We start from the raw sequence: 16,667 nt of genomic DNA on the forward strand, positions 1-16,667 counted from the left end.
AATAAAGCCATATACTAACTCGAATACAGATTAAAGGAGGTACCCATTTTTGGTTAATCAATTTTTCCCATTTCTACCCGGTGATGACTCACCTAACTTTGGAAGCCCAAACTTTCCTGGACAAGGAGGGCCAGGCTTTGGATTTCCAAATTTCCCTGGTCAAGGAGGATTCCCCGGTCAAGGTGGTTTCCCTGGTCAAGGTGGTTTCCCTGGATTTCCCGGTCAAGGCGGATTTCCTGGGCAAGGACCTGGAGGCGGTGGACGTCCATCTACTAGTGCTCCCTCTGGACCCCCACCCTCATTCGTTCCACAACAACCTGCTCAAACCCGAGGCGGAGCGCAAACATTTGCAGTAGATCCTGGCGCAATTCGAGGATGCTTGTTCCGCTTTACCTATGTATGGCTAAGAAACGGTCGTTCTTTCTGGCTTTATCCAACATTCGTCGGTCGCCAATCCGTTGCAGGATTTAGATGGAATGGACGTAGATGGAATTACTACGGAACGGATTTAGACAGAATTACATCTTTCCGTTGTTTTTAAGTAAACCCCTTTTTAATTAAAACAAGAGGACGTTATAAAAGTCGGCAATCCCGACTTTCACAACGTCCTCTTTCCTATATGGTGTTCACTCTTCTATGGCACGTAAAAAATCTTCTTCATTATCTACACCTAGATAAGAATAAGCGGACTCCCCTGTACTATCTTCTAACATTGGATCCGCTCCATGTTTATATAGCATTGATGCAAATTCATAGTTATTATTCATTAATGCACCCACAAGCACATTTGAATAATTATCTTGTGCATTCGGGTCTGCACCTGCGTCTAGCAATAGTTGTCCAATTGCATTCTCCTCAGAAAACAAAACATATCCTAAAGCAGTGAAGCCATCTACATCTCTAGCTTCTAAATCAACACCTTTATTAATCAAAGCCTTCACTTCTTCTACATCACCATTATAAACTGCGGTCATAAGAGGAGTTTCTTCTTCAATAAAATCACCGGATGCCTCGTCATACAATGGGTCATCTGCAAATAAATCTGGAATTAATTTACCATACACAACTGTGCCTGCTGAGAATAACATGATGGTTAAGATGTACACGCCGAACATTCCACCAAATAACAAAGCAGCACCAAATGCTATTTTACCTTGATTTTGAGCATAAGAAGGCGTTCCTTCAACGTTCATAAATCGACCAACCGATTGAATACGTTTTGGTAAAAGCGGATGGCTCGATAATATTTCACTTAACCAAACGGCAACATTGGATTCGCTTTTGATTTGTTCCAAATAAGCTTGTTCATTCACTTCTAAATATAAATCTTTACCAGAGCCTAAAATCGTTAAAGCTCGCTTTGCAGCGATTCCGTCTTGTGTATAATATGCAGCTTCTCTATCACATGTATATTCGCATGAACGGCTATAAGCTTGTGATAAGAAAGGAATGAAACTTGCAGGAACTAAGAGAATATTTTTCCATACATGTCTACGTTTAATATGGGAGAGTTCATGGGCGATGATAAAATCTAACTCTGCCGCTCCCCCTTGTCGAGCGAGTTCGAATACTTCCGAATAAATGACGACCATATCTCGTCCCAAGAAACGTGTCGCAAATGCATTTAATGCCCCTTCGGATTGTACAATAAATACTTCGGGAACACGTTTCAAACCCATCTCATTAGATAAAGTTACCACTCGCTCATAAACATCTGGGAATTGATTTTGTTGAAGTCGAATACCATTTCCTCGAATGGATCCAAGCATAATCAAATTCGCATAAAGTATAATGGCAAAAATTGAAACTCCTATGCCAATTCCGATGATTGAAACAGCTGCAAAAATATAGATAAAAATACTAACAATACTACCTAGTACAAAGTAAATTGTTTCTCTGTCTGATGTTAAATTTGGCGTTTTCATCCATCTTTCCCCTTTTGTATATAATTTACATAACTCTCTAAAATTATAGGGTTTTCAATGAAAAGTCAATCCCTCACTAATTATAAATACCTATATATTTATAAATTTATTGAATAATTTTACACATAAACTGAAATTAAAAAACGTGAAAGATCATTATTCTCTTGAATAATGGTCTTTCACGTTTATCGGCCCATCAAGGCTTTAAAAAATCTTGAATTTCTGAAATGAGAATTTCCGGTTTTTCCATCATGCTCATATGACCTGCACCTTTAATTAATGCTTGTGAGATAGTATCCTTATGCACTGAAAATGTTTTTTCAGGAGGAATCACTTGATCTTTTTCACCCGCAATCAAAAGTGCTGGCAGTTTACTGTTTTTTAATACATGATTTCGATCAGGTCTATTTTTCATTGCCTTCAACATGCCGATTGCCCCTTCAGTAGTTGTTTCGTAACCAATGTTTTTTGCTTTTTCTACATCTTTCGAATGAGTTTCCATATTTTCAGGAGCAAATAACTTAGGAACTAACCCTTCAATTAGAGATGAAACACCTTCTAATTCTACTTTTTCAATGGCAGCATCTCGACCTTCTTTTGCTTCTTCTGAATCTGGAAGCGCCGTAGAATGGATTAAGGAATAACCATGAAGACGCTCTTCATATTTTTCTGCAAATGCAAGGGTTATGTATCCTCCCAAAGAATGACCAAATAAAGTTACCTTATCTAGATTCAAACCGTCTAATAATTCTTTTAACGTATCCGCCATGTATTCCATCTCATAATTCCCTTTAGGAAATGTGGAATCTCCATGTCCCGGTAAATCAGGTACAATTACTCGATTATTTTCAGATAATGTGGGAATGATCTTATCAAAGTAGGCATGACTACCACAAAACCCATGAAGCAATACGATAGCATCTCCTTCGCCGCTATCTTGATACGCTAAAGTAAGGTTAGATAATTCGATTTGATGATGATCTCTCATAAGCATAAATATAACAACTCCCATTTTAAGGTTTTGTCATACAAATACCCGTATTAAAATTTTTTAAGCAAGAATTTAAATATTTTGTTATAAATGACGACAAAAAATACACAGTAATATTACAAAACTATTCTTTTCCCAACAAAAAAAGCATACGTATGATGTATACGCATGCTTTCCTTTATTTATTGAAAGAATTTAATTAATTGATTACTTGATGGCTCTTGTAGGGGATACGTTTCATCACTGTCAGTTTGACAAACGACATGTAATGTAGGAGATTCCTTAACAATAAACTTCCAATGAGACGTTTTAGAAGTACTAGTTGCTTTAAGTTCTTCACGCATCATTTTTTTTCTGAAGTTAGCAAGTTTTGCAATCAAGAAACGTTCTTTGTAACGAATAAGTAAATATCCGTTATGAGCGATTCGATTATACTTGTTTAAACTAACTTCTCTTAAATCAAATCCATTAGACTTGTTTTGAACCGACGGTGACAATACAAAAAAATCTCTTTTCTTAAATATGGTTGTATTTAAGTGTTGAATTAACCCTAATTCATTTGTCAAGAAATCCTTGTTGACCGCACTTGGAATTTGATCTTTCTCCATACTTCACCTCTTCTAAAAGTTCTCTTAGTACAAGTATACACCTTTTTTAAGTTAAATAATAGGTCAAAAGCTCTCTAACAGTCATTTCGCAAAATTTGTCGAAGCATACAACTCATACTGTACAAGGGTTACAAGATGTTCTTTATAAGTAATAATAATTTTTTTATCCATTCGGACAATGACTTAATTGCTGGACATTTGGCCATTATTCACTTAAACAGCGTCTTTAACCTTAAAATAAGGACATACTAAATACACTGTATTCGGTGTATAAAAAACTCTCAATTACGTCTAGTGTCACTTACTGGCATAACGGCATAACCAAGTTCAATTTCTGCACTCAAAAAAAGTAAGCAATCTTCATTAACAGAAGATTGCTTACTTATTCTATGCTAATTATGCTCCATATATGCGTTTTAAAGCATCCTTGAATTGAGGTTTCACATCAACTTCAGGTCGAACCATCTTTACTCTCGCTTCAGCTTCTTTGATTGTATCTGCTAAGCGAAGTTCCATTAATGTAGCAACTGCCATTGTTCCTGCACGGCCACGGCCAGAATTACAGTGAAAGAAAATTTTCTTGCCGTCTTGATAATCTTGAACAATTTGCTTAACGCCGGTGCGAATAGACTCATCTTGAAATGCACCATCGTCTACAATCGGTTGTTGTTTACTGATTTCACTTGAAGAAGCAGCAACTTCCGCTCGCAAATCATACACAACATCAATTTTTTCCTCTTCTATGGCGCTTGTCACATCATCAACTCCGCCAATAAAAATACGATCATCAATTAACGCTTGATAATTTTTTTCAGTCATTTGTATTCTTCCTAAAGAAAATCTAGTTTAAGTTGACCATTTGTTAAGACAAGTTTGGCATTGAATGTTTTGCCTGCTTTAGAAACAAAACCTTTTATTCCTTCTGTTTTACCTTGTGTACATAAATCTTCAATATGTTTGGCTGATAAACGCTTTTTTAAATAATTAGCTGGAAACGTCTGCTTGCAGCCTTCTTTATAACCCGAACAACCATAAAAATTCTTTCTTGAAATAATGGTTCCTTTTTGACACGTAGGGCAAGTCGCAATTTCTTTCCTAGTGACAAAAGTTTCAGTCGTCATGTGAAATACCTTATCGTGAAGTTGTGTAGGGACTTCTTGGATCAAATGATTTAAGTACTTGGCGATGCTTCCTAAAAACAACTCTGAAGAACCTGCTCCAGTTCCTATTTTTTTCAAATATGCTTCCCATTTCGCTGTCATGGCCGGGCTTGCAAGTAAATTGCCTTCGATTGCTTCACAAAGGACTCGTCCTTTTTCAGAAATGGCAACAATGTTTTTAGTTACTTCAATATACCCGTGTCGCTTTATGGTTTCAATAATTCCGCTTCGAGTCGCTTCTGTTCCGAGACCTTCCACTTCTTTTAGTATTTCAGTTTCACTTGCATCTTCTACAAACTTTCCACAAGTTTTCATCATGGCAATTAATTGACCTTCAGTGTATGGCTTAGGTGGCGTAGTTTGTCCTTCTTTTATAGCCACTTTACTTTTCACTTGTTCATGAAGTGTCAGTTTTGGCAAGGTGGGCTCTTTTGCTGATTTTGCCTCTTTATCATTTGAGAATAATGCTTTCCACCCTTTATCAATTTCCGTTTTACCGCTTGATAAAAATGAAAGTCCGTTTACTTCTGTGGTCACAGTCGTCTCTTGATACAAGTAATTTGAATGGAACATGGCAAGTGTTGTACGCAGAACTTCTTCATATAAATTACGTTCTTCACGAGACAAGCCCGCTAAAACTCTCTCAGTCGGGATTTTTTTAGTAGGAATGATCGCATAATGTTCCTGCACTTTTGAACTGTCGACATAGCGTTTACTTGGATTTCTTGAAACAACGTGGAAAGGTTGTTGAATTAGCTGTTGATAAGCTTCAACTTGGCCTTCTAAATATGAAAATTCGTTTGGTGTAATGAATTGAGTATCTGTTCTAGGATAGGTGACGAGTTTCTTCTCATATAAACTCTGCATCGTAGACAATACTTTCGCAGGACTGTATTTCCAGTTGCGATTGGCAGTGGCTTGAATGGTCGATAAAGCATGCAATTTTGGAGGAAGTATTTTCTTATCTTCCTTCTTTAATTGCTGAACCGTTCCTGGAAGAGTACCGGTTAATTGATGTTTTTGTAAAAGCTCCTGTGCTTCTTCAATGACCTTCATCTTACCTTTCACCTTGCCTTTATATGAACCGTGTTCAGCCTGGAACGTTCCTTCTAGTTCATAAAAAGCTTCCGGCACAAAACGTTCGATTTCAAGAGCACGTTGGTAAATCAGATATACGGTGGGGGATTGAACTCGTCCAATGGAAAACACTTCTCGAATTCCTTTTTGTTGAATGAGTAGCGTGTAAAGTCGGGACCCATTCATTCCAACGAGCCAATCACTCATTTGACGTGCTTTTGCTTCTTCATACATTAACAAATCTTTGCGATTATCTTGTAAGTGAAGAAATCCTTTTCGTACTTCATCTACTTCTAACGAGTTAATCCATAATCGCTTAATTGTTTTATTGCGTGCGCGGGTGTAATCAAAAATACTGTAAAAAATATTTGAGCCTTCTCGATCGACGTCACACGCATTTATTACCGTATCTGTTTCATAAATGAGTTTTTTAATAATGCCAAATTGTTTCGCTTTTCCTTTAGCCACTTGAAACTGAAACTCATCTGGTACTATTGGCAATGTTTGAAGTGACCACTTGGCCCACTTCGGATCGTGAGACTTTGGATCACGCAGTTCGACTAAATGGCCGATTCCCCAAGTAATGTAGGCGCCTTGTGGAAATGCTTCACATGGTTGCACATCAAAAAAACCTTCTTGCTTTTTCACTTTAAAAGCATCTGCATACGCTTTTGCCTGACTTGGTTTTTCTGCAATAATCACTGGTTTCACCAAACCCCCACCTTTCTTCATATAAATCCATAGGGAAATTATAGCATTTTCCGAACGTACATTCTACTTTTCATATTAAGGTTTTGCTATATCAATATATATAAATGCATGAATTTGTTCTAAAAGTTGTTCACCTGTTAGATCCGTTGAGCCTCCGCCTTGAGCAAAGGATTCTGAGCCCCCACCTTTCCCGTTGATGAGTGGCAGGATTTTTGCTATTAATTGTTTCATGTTCGCTTGATTGTCAGGTCCCCGGGCCAGTACTACTTGTAGTAACCCATCATTTTCAGCGATGAAAATTAACTGACTGTTCGTTGCTTCTGTCACGATAAGACGTGCAAGTTTTTGTAATTCTTGGATGGCTCTATGCTGGAATACACGTTCAATAGACGCAGTGCCTTCCTTCATTCCGCTTAAAATTTCTTTCACTTCGTAGTTCAACAATTGTTCTTGTAAATCTTCCATCGTTTTCTCAAGCTTCTTACCATTATCCAATAATACTTTCACAGAGTTGACTACTCCATCTTTTGAAGCACTTAATAAGCGAGTTACTTCTTGCATTGTTTTTTGTTTGCGATGTAGTTGAGTTAGCACTCTGTTGCCACAAACGAAATGAATCCGCACATGACCTTTTTGCATTTCTGTATCAAGGATTTTTAATCCACCGATTTGTCCAGTCGACGAGGGGTGAGTTCCACCGCAACCGTTATAATCAAAATCCGGAATAATAACTAATCGAATATCTTCTTCAACAGCCACTTTTTTTCGCAAAGGATATGCTGCCAGTTCATCTTTGCTAACCCACTTTGTTTCAATCGGACGATTTTCTAAAATGATTTGATTTGCTCGTTTTTCTACTTCAAGTAACTGCTCATCAGAGACCTTTTTCACATCAAGATCAATCGTTACTAGTTCTTTTCCTAAATGAAAGCTAGTCGTTTGTATTCCAAATAACTCTACAAAGGATGCAGTCAAAATATGTTGACCTGTATGTTGTTGCATAAAGTCGAAACGACGATGCCAATTAATCTCTAGCTCTACTGATTGGCCAACTTGTAAGGAAGGTTCTGCGATAAAATGACGAATTTCATCTTCTACTTCTTCCACATCGAAAACTACTAAGTTGTTTATTCGACCGACATCATGAGGTTGTCCTCCACCAGTAGGATAAAAGAGAGTTTCTTCTAAAGTCACGTACCATCTTTCTAATTCATCTTTAGCTAAACTGACAATTTTCGTCCTGTCACTTTGACGGTAAGCATCTGCATAAAATAATTTTCGTTTCATTTTAATTAGCTCCTTTACTTGCGCACTTTTAAGCACAATTGTGTAATATGTAGGGAAAAAGGGTATATAGAGTACTGTACCATCATTTTGTATCGAGGAGTCGTTGAATGAATATAGACTTTAAACATTTAGAGAATGAACAAATTTCCACGACTTTACCTACCCACACTCGTAGGGATATTCTACATACATTCCGTGGAATAATGATTAGTAGTTTACACGATCCAACAATACTGACTGCTAAAAAAGTATCTATAAATAATGAATCAGATATTGTTAAATCGATAAACCGTAATACTGGACTACAATTTCAGTCGATTTCTGAAATTGCTCACCATGCAGATAAGTTAGCACAGAAAAAGCTTTTGACTGATTAATGTCAAAAGCTTTTTCTGTTAGGGCACCATTCGTTCAGGCTTCAAAACATCTCGATTCCAACTTGAATCACGATTTTTCCAACTTGGCCTTCATATTTTCCAACTTGGAGCGTGTATTTTCCAACTGAGCAATAGCTCATCAAAAATCCACTCTGAAAAACCCTCCAAGCGACAGCGAATGGGCCATTCAAGAAATTTTCTTTCAAAAACATCATGATTTCTATTTGAATCGTGGTCAGAAGCTTTTTCTGTGCCTGATTTCATTTGTGTTTTCCCATGAATTTCACGTCTATGCTATGTTTTAGTCTCCATGCCCACTTACCATAAAAGGCATTGTCACCATATGTAAAGAGTCCTTCTTGTTGACCCACCGACAAAATCGATAAGAATTTCTTTTGAGGTACAAAGCTTTTTAAGGGTTTACCTGTTAAATAGAGATTGATGTTGCCCCATAATACAGGTTCCTGTCTCACAGCATACACACCGTTTTTAGGTAACTGCGGGTTGTTTTGTATACTAACACAATCGCCTGCGCCAAATACGCAAGGAAAGTCTTTTACTTGTAATGTACTTTCCACCAATAAGAATCCATTTTCATCCTGTGGTAATAAAGAATTAGTGAACAAAGAACTCGCTTTGGGGCCAGTTAATGGGAGAAGTTCTGAGCACGCTATTCGCTTCCCACTTTTAGTAATCAATTGCTGTCTAGACGTCTCTTTTATTTCATCTTGATCAAAAACAACAATGCCTTTTTGTTTAACAATTTTCATTATTTTTGACGAGGCTTTTTCACTTACTGAAGATAAGAGTGGCGAAGAACTGATGACAGTGACATTTGGTTTAAAGCCATTATTTAATCGCCATGCCTGAACTGACAAGGCCATTTCAACTCCTGCCGCTCCCCCACCTACAACTACCGGAAACGCTGTTTCGCGAAACGAATGAATTTCCTTTGGGAACACAAAGTTAGGTTTGATTTTTATTTGCTTCATCGAGCCATCAATATCCCCAATGCTTGATCCAATATCAAATGAAACCAACTTAAAATCGTATACTTTGCCAGTAGCACCAACCAATTTGCGGTTAGCAGCGTCTATTTTAACAATTGTATCTTCAACAAACTGCACTCCTGCTTGCTCACATAACTCGGCTAAATTTATTCGAATCTCTTGCTCTGAATATAATCCTTCGGTAAATCCAGAAAACATCCCCGAATAATATTGGTAAGTTGAAGCTGAAATAAGTGTTACGTTGTAATCAACAGCCTTCATTCGGATTCTCCGCAAAATTCCTAAATGCGCATGACCGCCTCCTACTAACAATAAATCTATCAAAACGATTCACCTCTAATCTACATAATTTCGAAAGAAAAAGTGCCAAGCACCAAAGTCTTTAGTAGAACCTTTTTCTGTCCCAATGACTAATTTGGTAGCTGGCACTATTATTTAAAAGTAGGCTCAGTTAAACGATATTGTTGATTTTCGTTCCAACGCACTTTCATGTTTCGAAGCTATCAAAGCGATGCAGCGCACTTTCATGTTTCGAAGCTAGCAAAGCGATGCAGAAACAGAAACAGAAACAGGCGGAGGCTTTCCGCGGGCGTTCCACTAGCCTCCTCTGGCCAACAGGAATGTTGGTCACGAAGGCATTGTCAAATTTCTTAGCCCTTCATTTTGCGACGAGTAACCGCAGGAGCACCATGTTTTCCCACCACCTTCTACTACAATCATTCTAGTGAACAAGTATATGACATAGCTTTCGATTTAGTGATATGGAGCAAAACAGTGAAGACTCCAGCGGGAATAGCGAAGTGCTGAAATCCACTCGGACGTTAAGTCCGAGTTAATTCGGCGCAAGCCCGCGGAAAGCGTAACTGTTTTGCGGAATATCAACAGCCACATTTAACATAGCCTAAAAGTAAAACTTCCATTTTAACTACTTTTACAACAAGAAAAATCCTATGCCCATTATTAAATATGCTGCCAGTAATGTGAGTCCTTCAAACCAGTTGGATTCACCGTCGTTTGACACACTAATCGTTAGTAAAACAGCTGTCGCCATGGCAACGAGTTCAGGAATCGTAAATACCAGTGGCATCGCTGTTGGCATAAATAAAGAAATTATAACTAGCACTGGTGCGACAAACATCGCGATTTGTAAAGTAGAACCAATGGCAATTTCCACAGCAACATCCATTTTATTTTTCATCGCCATTAATATGGCTGACGAATGCTCTGCAGCATTCCCAACAATGGCAACAATGATAACCCCAATAAATAATTCAGACCATCCAAATTGCTCTCCAACTGCTTCAAATGTATGTACCAGGCTCTCCGATACAAATGCAACCGCTAATGTCGCCAATACTAGAATGGTTAATGATTTTTTCTTAGTCCATTCTGGTTCTTCATGTTCCGATTCTGTACTTTCTTCACTATGAGCATACACACCACGATGTGTGACCAATTTGAAAAATAGTCCTGCTAAATACAAAACAATCATTATTACCGAAATCCCGACACTGAGTTGTAACGTCTTCGTTTCATTCATAGACATTGAAAAGATTTCTGGAATCACAAATGCCACAATGACAGCAAAAACAAGCAAGCCGGAATTATGCTGTGCATCGTGAACGCTGAACTTCTGACGTTTAAATTTAATGCCTCCTAAGAAAAAGGAAAGCCCTCCTACTAACAATAAGTTCCCCAATACGGATCCTGTTAATGATGCTAATACGACACCTATTAACCCCGCCTTCAATGCAAATATCGAAATAATTAATTCAACTGCGTTACCAAATGTAGCATTAAGCAAACCACCAATTCGAGGTCCACTCACTATCGCGAGACTCTCTGTTGCACGGCCCATAAAACTTGAAATCGCAACTACAGTGATTGAACAAATAATAAACATGGCAATGCTTGACCAATGCATAAACGACCCGACAGCCGTTAATGGCACTCCAATCATGACAAGAATAGTAAAAATCCAATTCATACCTTCACGCTCCAATTAATGAAATGAAATGAAATAAATAGTATTCCTTATCCATACCCAAGTAAATGAAAATATTACACATGTATTGAAATTGTTTTTCAAAAATAGAAAATGCCAGGTAAGAGAGTAATATTCTACTCTCAACCTGGCATCATCTTTTAAGAAGATTCTATGGATTTGTTGACCAAAGTCCCGCTTCTTTTACGAAGATACGTTTATTTAATTTTAATTGTGAAACGATAAATTCGGCAATGTCTTCAGGTTGCATTACTTTATCAGGATTTCCATCTGTTAGATCATTGTCAATCGCTAAATCAGTGGCTACGGTACTTGGAGTTAATGCAGACACTCGAATATTATGTTTGCGCACTTCCATTGCCAATGACTCGGTAATGCCCATAACACCAAATTTGGATGCACTATACGCACTTGTGATTGGTGCACCTTTTTGACCTGCAGAAGAAGAAATATTGATAATATCTCCAGATTGTCGTTCAATCATTCCCGGCAATACAGCACGAGTCACATAATACACGCCCATCAAATTGACTTGAATGATTTTTTCCCATTCCTCAACTTCAAGGTCCATAAATTTACCGAATTTCGCAATCCCTGCGTTATTAATTAGAATATCGACGGTTCCAAGCTCACTAGTCAATGAAAGAATGGCTTTTGTAACCTCTTCATTTGAAGAAATATCAGCAGTTGCGAAAACAGCTTTCACACCCTGTGCTTCTGTTTCTTTTACCACTTCTTGCAAATGTCCCTCAGAACGAGCAAGTAGACCCACATTAACACCTTCATTTGCTAGTGCGATGGCTATTGCACGACCGATCCCCCGTCCTGCACCTGTAATTATAGCGTTCTTGCCTTTTAGATTTGTTGACAAAATGGATTCCTCCTTATCATCTTTACATAGAGAATGCTTCTTACTTCTTTAGTCGAAACAGTTCTTCTAGGGCAGTATAACGAATCAAAAGATCCGTTAAAAGAAAACTGCCTCGGTTACTTCTTTTCTTCATTCTAGCCCTGGGCTTTGTTGAATAGCTGCTTGTAAGACGGTCGCAGCAAGAGTTCTGGCACCAATGTCCAGCGCGTCGCGGTTGAACGACATGTTAGGATGATGGAGACCCGGTGATAGATTTGCGCCAACACCGATCATGGTTGCTTTTATTGAAGGATACTTGATTGTGTAAAAGTGAAAATCATCACTTCCTGAGGTAATAACTGCGGGAGCTGTATGTTCTTGACCCACCACTTCACGTATTGCTGCATCTGCAAGGCTAGCCGCATCTTCAGATACCTCTGCAGCTGGCGTGTAATCACTCCATTCATATGACATGTCCACATCAAACAAAGTCCTTATGCTAGTCAACCCTGCACTCACTTTTTCTTGCAAGCGAGTCAATACTTCGTTGGATTGTGCCCGTACATCAATAGCAAAAGTAGCCGTCCCTGGAATAATATTGAGACTTTCCCCACCTGCGTGCATGTTTGTTAGTTTTACCGAGTACGGTTCAAATGGTGATTCGTAAATCGACTTGATAAATTGATGGATGGCAACAAGAACATCAATGGCACTCTTTCCTTGGTGAGGACGTGCGCCATGAGCATCCCCGCCTACAATTTTCCCTTCACAAAAAACACCCGCTCCGTGATGGATTGAAGGTGTTACTTTTCCAAAAGGCAATTCTTCAACTGGCCGTAAATGAATGCCAAATAAATATGTAACATCATCAACTGCCCCACGCTCCATCATTGCCATGGAACCGTTCCCTTTTTCTTCTGCTGGTTGGAAAATAAACCGAATTCGTTTATCCAATGAATGTCCTTGCAAATAAAGCAATGCACCAAGAACCATTGAGATATTGGCATCATGACCACACGAATGATTCGCTTGATAAACTCCATCTACTTCTTGCCACAGTGCATCGATATCCGCCCGAACAGCAACTACTTCTGTACCGTAGCCAATTTCAGCTACGACTCCAGTGACATCACTAAATGTTTTATATGACACGCCCAGTTCATCCAATATGGATGCAATTTTTGCCGTTGTTTTGATTTCATTCCAACTTATTTCAGGATGGGCATGGAAATGAGAAAACCAATTTTGAATTTGTTGTTCTATTTGGTTGTTCATTTTCATTTTGTTCTACTCCTTTATTGTGTTAGTTTTATGTATAATTATACAATATAGATATACTTTATACGATGCGAAGCATATTCGATACAATCATTTTCAGAAACACTCTACTTACAATTCTCTTTAAATTGAAATTCCCCTTCCTAGGTGAATGAATTAACTTAGTTCTAACATGAAATTAATATTTTTGATTGGCGGAATCATGATGATTTGGTGGGTTGTCCACTCATTATGGTTTGTTGTCCACTCAACTTTGATTTCTGTCCACTCGATGGGCGTGGTCGTCCATTCAATAGCAATTTCCGTCCACTCATTGTTACTAGTTGTCCATTAAGCTAATTTTCACTCTCGAAATACCATTTGAAATGGTTGAAGTACGTCTTTACACATGCATCCGGAATTATCACACCAAGGAAATTAGTTAGATCTTGAGGGTTTAATTGTAAACGTAGAATTTGGAAGATTGATTGACACAACAAAAATTTAGTAGCGGCCGTTATTCTTACAACGGCCGCTATTTTTATGGCTTCAAACCTGGCATTTTTTCACTTCATGTTAGATAATCTAACATTAATTTTAAAAATAGTTTGATTATTTAACTATTTTGAATTATCATGTTAGGAAAGCTAACATATGTTAGTAAAAGAACACGAAAGGAGAAAGGTTATGAAAAAAATTGAGGCAATAATTCGTCCAGATGTATTTCCAGATGTTCGGAGAGCATTGGCACTAGAAGGTATTGATGGTCTGAGTGTAACTGAAATTGCTGGGTGTGGAAGACAAGAAGGCAGAACCGGACTTTTTCGTGGAAATGTGTATGAAATGGAATTCTCTTCAAAATTAAAATTGGAAATGGTCGTTGAAGAACGATTAGTTGAACCTGTTATTGAAGCTATTTTAGAGTACGCAGCTACAGGGGAAGTTGGGGATGGAAAAATTTTTATTTTCCCAGTTGACGAGGCCATTCGAATTCGAACAAAAGAACGCGGCGCTGTAGCCGTATACTAAGGGGGAGTAAATATGGAGGCAATTGAAGCAGTACAAAGCTCTGTTGACATGATGTGGATGATGATAGGTGCAATTTTAGTTTTCTTTATGCATGCAGGGTTTGCGATGGTCGAAACCGGATTTACTCGTTCAAAAAATACCGTCAATATTTTAATGAAAAATATATTGACCGTATCACTGGGCTCAATTCTCTATTTTATAGTAGGATTTGCATTCATGTTTGGCCCTTCAGCATTCGGAATTATTGGAACGGAAGGTTTTGCACTCTTTGGACGTGAAGATATTGGATTCTTCGTCTTCCAAGCAGTATTTGCTGCAACATGTGCAACCATTATTTCAGGAGCTGTTGCAGAACGAATGAAATTATCTTCTTATCTTCTTTTAACGGTCGCTATGACAGGAGTAATCTATCCAGTTGTAGGACACTGGGTTTGGGGCGGCGGTTGGTTATCTGAACTTGGTTTCATTGATTTTGCCGGATCATCAGTCGTTCATTTAACAGGAGCGGTTGGTGCATTAGTTGCAGCGTGGTTAATCGGTCCTCGTATTGGAAAATATAGCGGTAAAATCGTCAATGTCATTCCTGGCCATAGCATTCCCCTTGGAGCGCTTGGTGTATTTATTTTATGGCTTGGATGGTTTGGATTTAATGGTGCAAGTACGTTAGCCGCAGACACGACATTAGTTCCGACAGTCATTGCAAACACATTACTTGCAGCATCTGCAGCGGTTTTATCTACAGCTGTACACACAAAATTCCGCTACAAACATATGGATGCTTCCCTGTCATTAAACGGTGCACTTAGCGGGCTCGTTGGTATTACAGCAGGATGTGCGAATGTCTCTCTAGTTGGGGCAATCGCAATTGGACTTATCGCTGGGGTCATCATGACTGAAAGCATTCGGTTCTTCGATGTCAAAGCAAAAATTGACGATCCCGTTGGCGCGATATCTGTCCACGGTATCGGCGGTATCTGGGGAACACTTGCAGTAGGTTTGTTCGATACAACTAGCGGCACATTCTATGGAGGCGGTTTTGGAATACTTGGGGTTCAATTGGTTGGTGTTGCAGCTATCATAGCTTGGACATCACTAACTGTCGGAGGAAGCTTGCTTGCAATTCGCTCGTTTAGCCCATTACGTGTTTCAAAAGAGGCAGAAATTGTTGGTCTAGATTTCTTTGAACATGGTACTCAAGCTTATGAATTAAAAGACGCATTTAGAGGGTCAGCACCTCTCTCTGATGATTTTGCACAACGTCTTACACAGCTCGGAAAATCAGTAGAAGCACGATAGTTTACGCAACTAAAAGTGCCAGGCATCCAAAGGGCAATCGGGACATTTAATGTCCCCCCAAACCCTTGTTGCCTGGCACTTTCTATTAATATTGAATATTAATAAATCAATTTTGGTTTTCTAGGTCGGCAACGATTGATTCGACTTCCATACGGGAAATTTTTTCTCTACCAATTTTCATCGCCTTTAATGTACTATTTGCAAGAGCCAGCGGTACTTTACAAAACAACGTAATTCCACGATTGTTTATATCTTTCACATAATCGCTACCCATTGCTAGGTTTTGCTTTGCATATAAAAATAAATCTTCTCTCTCCCAACCATCAGGTAAGAAACGAACTCCTCGTTCACTATCTTCTTCTTGGTTACGTAAAATATTTACTGCTTGTAAGCCTCGTCCAAAAGCAATAGCTTTTTCACGGTCAGTTTCAATATTATGATCGTGCCACTTCCACAAATCAGACAACATGCATCCAACCAGACCGGCTACATAATACGTATAATCATCTAAATCTTCTTTAGTTTTAATGCGCCAGTCTTTATCGACCCACTTCGCCATACCTTCTGCCATATCAGCAGTTGATGCTTTTACCTTATCTACAACATCTGGTGGACATAATAAAATCCAGTCTGCTAAACGTTGGGTAACGATGGGAAGCAAATTTTGGTAAGGTTGAATAAGCACTCGATACTTTTCAGCGTCGAATGATGTCTTCATACTTTCACTAATTGACGTTAATAATTGACGTTTTGTCTCTGCTTTCATATCTGGATGATCTTCTATTTCATCAATTGCACGCATACATAGATACGCAGATGCCACCGTTTTTCGTAAGGTCGGCTCTAAAAAATTTATAGGAATAAAAAAAGTCCGACTTGTTTGTTTTAATACATCCATTGCTTCTCGTTGTAATAAGGCAGCCTCACTCATACTTGATTCCTCCCGTTCCAAATACTATTTCAATTATGTAATTCTTATGTTAGCACGATTATTTCCGCTTAATCCTTTTATCATACATTATAATTGAGCTTCCGTACGTTCTAAAGAAAGAAAATTCAAGAAACTGATAAAAAAGATTTAATA

16 protein-coding genes are annotated in these 16,667 nt (G+C 38.4%); 5 read left to right on the top strand and 11 right to left on the bottom strand.

The window, feature by feature from the left end:
• The first annotated feature begins 49 nt into the window (after positions 1-49).
• Positions 50-541, top strand: coding sequence for a transporter (locus WBG45_RS11170; RefSeq protein WP_424414584.1), 492 nt, complete (start codon positions 50-52; stop codon positions 539-541).
• Between the two features lie 85 nt (positions 542-626).
• Here the strand turns inward: WBG45_RS11170 and WBG45_RS11175 are convergent, their stop codons facing one another.
• From WBG45_RS11175 to WBG45_RS11200, 6 genes are all read right to left on the bottom strand, one after another.
• Entirely contained in the window at positions 627-1,925 is a 1,299-nt protein-coding gene (locus tag WBG45_RS11175) for a M48 family metallopeptidase (protein ID WP_424414585.1), read from the bottom strand.
• Between the two features lie 196 nt (positions 1,926-2,121).
• Positions 2,122-2,919, bottom strand: a complete 798-nt coding sequence (locus WBG45_RS11180; RefSeq protein WP_424414587.1) for an alpha/beta fold hydrolase — start codon at positions 2,917-2,919, stop codon at positions 2,122-2,124.
• A gap of 179 nt (positions 2,920-3,098) precedes the next feature.
• Positions 3,099-3,524: a hypothetical protein gene (locus WBG45_RS11185; RefSeq protein ID WP_108584905.1), complete on the bottom strand. Its 426-nt coding sequence runs from the start codon at positions 3,522-3,524 to the stop codon at positions 3,099-3,101.
• A 396-nt stretch (positions 3,525-3,920) separates the two neighbouring features.
• Positions 3,921-4,343, bottom strand: coding sequence for a protein-tyrosine phosphatase family protein (locus WBG45_RS11190; protein WP_424414589.1), 423 nt, complete (start codon positions 4,341-4,343; stop codon positions 3,921-3,923).
• 11 nt (positions 4,344-4,354) lie between these two features.
• Positions 4,355-6,472 carry a DNA topoisomerase 3 gene (locus WBG45_RS11195; RefSeq protein ID WP_424414591.1) on the bottom strand — a complete coding sequence of 706 codons (2,118 nt, stop codon included), beginning with the start codon at positions 6,470-6,472 and terminating at the stop codon, positions 4,355-4,357.
• Between the two features lie 75 nt (positions 6,473-6,547).
• Positions 6,548-7,765, bottom strand: a complete 1,218-nt coding sequence (locus WBG45_RS11200) for an alanyl-tRNA editing protein (protein WP_424414645.1) — start codon at positions 7,763-7,765, stop codon at positions 6,548-6,550.
• A 197-nt stretch (positions 7,766-7,962) separates the two neighbouring features.
• Between WBG45_RS11200 and WBG45_RS11205 the strand changes: the two genes are divergently transcribed.
• Positions 7,963-8,136 (top strand): hypothetical protein, encoded by a 174-nt coding sequence (locus tag WBG45_RS11205; protein WP_424414592.1) that lies wholly within the window; start codon positions 7,963-7,965, stop codon positions 8,134-8,136.
• A gap of 260 nt (positions 8,137-8,396) precedes the next feature.
• Here WBG45_RS11205 and WBG45_RS11210 read toward each other — a convergent pair whose 3' ends face one another.
• The 4 genes from WBG45_RS11210 to WBG45_RS11225 all read right to left on the bottom strand — a co-directional run bounded on the left by WBG45_RS11210 (position 8,397) and on the right by WBG45_RS11225 (position 13,276).
• Complete coding sequence (locus tag WBG45_RS11210) at positions 8,397-9,470, bottom strand: FAD-dependent oxidoreductase (protein ID WP_424414594.1); 1,074 nt, start codon at positions 9,468-9,470, stop codon at positions 8,397-8,399.
• Between the two features lie 607 nt (positions 9,471-10,077).
• Positions 10,078-11,133 carry a calcium/proton exchanger gene (cax, locus tag WBG45_RS11215; RefSeq protein WP_424414596.1) on the bottom strand — a complete coding sequence of 352 codons (1,056 nt, stop codon included), beginning with the start codon at positions 11,131-11,133 and terminating at the stop codon, positions 10,078-10,080.
• A 169-nt stretch (positions 11,134-11,302) separates the two neighbouring features.
• Positions 11,303-12,022, bottom strand: a complete 720-nt coding sequence (locus WBG45_RS11220; RefSeq protein ID WP_424414597.1) for a 3-ketoacyl-ACP reductase — start codon at positions 12,020-12,022, stop codon at positions 11,303-11,305.
• A gap of 129 nt (positions 12,023-12,151) precedes the next feature.
• Entirely contained in the window at positions 12,152-13,276 is a 1,125-nt protein-coding gene (locus WBG45_RS11225) for an amidohydrolase (RefSeq protein ID WP_424414646.1), read from the bottom strand.
• Between the two features lie 175 nt (positions 13,277-13,451).
• Between WBG45_RS11225 and WBG45_RS11230 the strand changes: the two genes are divergently transcribed.
• The 3 genes from WBG45_RS11230 to WBG45_RS11240 all read left to right on the top strand — a co-directional run bounded on the left by WBG45_RS11230 (position 13,452) and on the right by WBG45_RS11240 (position 15,583).
• On the top strand, positions 13,452-13,613 hold the full coding sequence (locus WBG45_RS11230; RefSeq protein WP_424414599.1) for a hypothetical protein: 162 nt from the start codon (positions 13,452-13,454) through the stop codon (positions 13,611-13,613).
• A gap of 332 nt (positions 13,614-13,945) precedes the next feature.
• Complete coding sequence (locus tag WBG45_RS11235) at positions 13,946-14,287, top strand: P-II family nitrogen regulator (protein ID WP_424414601.1); 342 nt, start codon at positions 13,946-13,948, stop codon at positions 14,285-14,287.
• A gap of 12 nt (positions 14,288-14,299) precedes the next feature.
• Positions 14,300-15,583: an ammonium transporter gene (locus WBG45_RS11240; RefSeq protein ID WP_424414603.1), complete on the top strand. Its 1,284-nt coding sequence runs from the start codon at positions 14,300-14,302 to the stop codon at positions 15,581-15,583.
• A gap of 106 nt (positions 15,584-15,689) precedes the next feature.
• On the opposite strand, the gene WBG45_RS11245 is transcribed toward WBG45_RS11240, so the two are convergent.
• Positions 15,690-16,514 (bottom strand): squalene/phytoene synthase family protein, encoded by an 825-nt coding sequence (locus WBG45_RS11245; RefSeq protein ID WP_424414604.1) that lies wholly within the window; start codon positions 16,512-16,514, stop codon positions 15,690-15,692.
• Between the last annotated feature and the right edge of the window lie 153 nt (positions 16,515-16,667).

The sequence above is a fragment of the Paenisporosarcina sp. genome (genome assembly GCF_049671445.1).
Lineage (GTDB): Bacteria > Bacillota > Bacilli > Bacillales_A > Planococcaceae > Paenisporosarcina.